This window comes from Myxococcaceae bacterium JPH2, from assembly GCA_016458225.1.
GTDB lineage: Bacteria > Myxococcota > Myxococcia > Myxococcales > Myxococcaceae > Citreicoccus.
In genome coordinates this window covers 1-3,863 of sequence record JAEMGR010000064.1, presented here as the reverse complement: position 1 = coordinate 3,863, position 3,863 = coordinate 1, and the positions used below count along the sequence as shown (strand labels likewise).

Genomic DNA, 3,863 nt, shown 5'->3' with positions numbered 1-3,863 from the left:
TCTCGCGTCCGCGCCTCCTTCGCGGTCGAGCTGCCCCTCCAGGCCATCTTCGAGACGCCGACCATCGAGGCCTTGGCTCGCCGCATCGACGCCAAGATCCCCGCCGCCAAGGAGAAGCCCGCCACGACGGAGGAGCTGACCCGGCGAATCAACAGCCTCTCTCCGGAGAAGCGTGCGGAGTTCCTCCAGAAGGTCGCGGCACAGCGCGCGACCTCGGGCGCGCCGACGAAGGGGAGCATCCCGCTCGCGGACCGCAACCAGAAGCTGTTCGCGTCCTACTCGCAGCAGCGCCTGTGGCTGTTGGATCAGCTCGCCCCGGGCAGCGCCGCGTACAACCTGCCCATCGCGCTGCGCATGAGTGGCGCGCTGGATGTCGAGGCGCTGCGCCGGAGCATCGAGACCCTGGTGCATCGCCACGAGGCCCTGCGGACCACGTTCCGCGAGGACGTGGACGGAGCCATCCAGGTCATCACGCCGCCCGCGCCCATGCCCATGGAGCTCATCGACCTGCGGAGCCTCCCGCAGGCCGAGCGCGACTCTCGGGTGGAGCGAATCTCGGAGACCGAGGCCCTGCAGCCCTTCTCCCTCGCCACGGGTCCGCTGCTGCGCACCACGCTGCTCATCCTCGGGCCGCAGGAGCACCTGCTGCTCCTCAACATCCACCACATCGTCTCGGACGGTTGGTCCCACGGCGTCATCGTCCGCGAGGTGGCGCGGCTGTATCAGGCGTACTCGATGGGACAGCCCTCGCCGCTCCCGGCCCTGCCCATCCAGTACGTGGACCACGCCGTGAACCAGCGCAAGTGGCTGGACGGCGGTGAACTCGAGAGCCAGCTGTCGTGGTGGCGCGAGCACCTCAAGGGCGCGCCCACCGCGTTGGAGCTGCCCACCGATCGCCCTCGCACTCAGCGCGACCATCCCGCGGGCGAGCACGTCTTCGTCGAGTTCTCGACCGAGCTGTCGAAGGCCGTGGAGGCGTTCTGCCGCCGCGAGGGCATCACGCCCTTCATGTTCCTGCTGGGCAGCTTCCAGCTCCTGATGGCGCGCTACTCGGGGCAGGAGGACATCTGCGTCGGCACGCCCATCGCGGGCCGTGACCACCCGGACCTGGAGGGACTGGTCGGCTTCTTCACCAACACGGTCGTGCTGCGCACGCGCCTGGATGGCGACCCCACCGTGCGCGAGCTGCTGCACCGCGTGCGCACGAGCACGCTGGCCACGTTCGCGCACCAGCACGTGCCCTACGAGAAGCTCCAGCCCATGCGCGACCTGCGCCAGGCGCCGCTGTTCCAGGTGATGTTCATCCTGCAGAACATGCCGCCCGCGGAGCTGTCCGTGCCGGGCCTGACGCTGCGCCCGGTGACGCGGCTGAGCAACGTCGCCAAGTTCGACCTGACCTTGACCCTGAGCCACGCGCCCCGCGGCTTCGTGGGCGAGTTGGAGTACGACGCGGGCCTGTTCGACGCGTCCACCGCCGAGCGCATGATGGGCCACCTGCGCGAGCTCATCTCCGCGCTGATGGCGACCCCGGAGCGGCGCTTGTCCTCCGTGACCATGCTGTCCGAGGCGGAGCGCCGGCAGGTCCTGGTGGACTGGAACGCCACGCGCGCGCCGTTCCCCGACACCTGCGTGCACTCGCTCTTCGAGGCCCAGGTGCGCCGCGCGCCGGACGCGCTGGCCGCCACCTACGAAGGCCAGCACCTCACCTACGCGCAGTTGGACGCGCGGGCCAACCAGCTCGCGCACGCCCTGCGGCGCCGCGGCGTGGGGCCTGAAGTGCGCGTGGCCCTCAGCGTGGAGCGCTCGCTCGACATCGTCATTGGCCTCTTGGGCATCCTCAAGTCTGGCGGCGCCTGGGTGCCGTTGGATCCGCTGCTGCCCCGCGAGCGTTTGACCTTCATGCTGGAGGACAGCGGCGCCGCCGCCCTGGTGACGCAGTCTCCGCTGAAGGAGCGCTTCCCCGAGGCGTTCCACGCGAAGTCCCTCTTCCTGGATGAGGAGCGCGAGTCGCTCGCGGCGGAGCCCACCGAGGCGCCGACGACGGGCGTCACGTCCGGCCACATCGCGTACCTGCTCTACACGTCGGGCAGCACGGGCACGCCCAAGGGCACGGCGGTGGAGCACCGCAGCGTCGCCAACCTCGTCACCCACGAGGCGCCGGTCTACGGCATCACGCCGGGCAGCCGCGTCCTCCAGTTCGCGAGCCTCAGCTTCGACCTGTCGGTGGAGGAGATCTTCACCACGCTGTGCAACGGGGCCTCGCTGGTGCTGGCGCCGCTGGACAAGCTCATGCCGGGCGCGCCGCTGCCCGCGCTGCTGCGCGCGGAGAACCTCTCCGTCATCAGCCTCACCCCCGCGGCGCTCGCGGCCACGCCCGCGGACGACCTGCCCGCGCTGCGCACCGTCATCTCCGGCGGCGAGGCCCTGCCCGCGGACGTGGTGGCGCGCTGGGCACAAGGCCGACGCCTCATCAACTCGTATGGCCCCACGGAGGCCACGGTGGTGGCCACGCTGGGCGAGTCCGTGCCGGATGGCCGCGTGCCCTCCATTGGCCGGCCGCTGGCGAACGTGCGCGCATACGTGCTCGACACGCGCGGCCAGCCCGTGCCCGTGGGCGTGCGCGGCGAGCTGTACGTGGGAGGCGTGGGCGTGGCCCGGGGCTACGCCGGACGCCCGGCGCTCACGGCCGAGCGCTTCGTGCCGGACATGTTCTCCGGCGAGGCGGGCGCGCGCCTGTATCGCACCGGCGACGTGGTCCGCTGGCGCCAGGACGGCACGCTGGACTTCGTGGGTCGCGTGGACGCGCAGGTGAAGGTGCGCGGCTTCCGCATCGAGCTGGGTGAGATTGAGTCCGCGCTCCGCACCGCGCCCACCGTGAAGGACGCGGTGGTGGTCGCGCGCGAGGACAGCCCGGGCGACAAGCGCCTGGTGGCCTACGTCGTCACGAGCAGCACCACGGGCGTGGATGTCATCGCCCTGAGGGAGCACCTGCGCCGGTCCCTGCCGGAGTACATGGTGCCTGCGGCCTACGTGGCCCTGGAGGTCCTGCCGCTCACCTCCAACGGCAAGGTGGATCGCCGGGCCCTGCCCGCGCCCGAGGCGTCGCAGATCCGCTCCTCGCAGCCCTACGAGGCCCCCATCACCCCGCTGGAGGAGCAGCTCGCCGAGCAGTGGCGGGAGATCCTCCGGGTGCCGGCCGTGGGCCGCCGCGAGAACTTCTTCGAGCTGGGAGGCCACTCGCTCCTGGCCACGCAGCTCGTGGCGCGCATCCGCGCGACGTTCGGCGTGGAGCTGCCGCTGCGCGCGCTCTTCGAGGCGCCCACCGTGGCCGCCATCGCCGAGCGACTCCAGGTCGCCAAGGCCGGGGCCAGCCGCCCGCCGCTCAAGAAGGCGGTCCACGAAGGGCCGCCGCGGCTGTCGTTCGCGCAGCAGCGCTTGTGGTTCCTGGATCAGCTCTCGCCCGGAGACGCGTCCTACAACCTCCCCGTCGCGCTGCGCCTGCTGGGCCCGGTGGACGCCGAGGCCCTGCGCCGCGCCTTCGAGTTCCTCGTGCTGCGACACGAGGCGCTGCGCACCACCTTCGCCGAGGAGCAGGGCCAGCCGTTCCAGCGGATCCACTCGCCCTCGCGTTGGGAGCTGAACCTCGTGGACCTGCGCTCGCGCCCCGAGTCGGAGCGCGAGGACCAGGCGCGCCAGCGCGTCCTCGACGAGGCCCGCCGCCCGTTCGACCTCGTGACCGGCCCGCTGCTGCGCACCGTGTTGCTGCGGCTCGCCGACGAGTCCCACGTCCTCGTCGTGACGATGCACCACATCGTCTCCGACGGCTGGTCCATGGGCGTGCTCGTGCGCGACCTCGCCGCCAG

Annotated in this window: 1 protein-coding gene; it reads left to right on the top strand. The window is 71.7% G+C overall.

The genetic code is table 11. The features are described from left to right. On the top strand, positions 1–3,863 hold a 3,863-nt coding region (locus JGU66_35935), incomplete at both ends, for an amino acid adenylation domain-containing protein (protein ID MBJ6766174.1).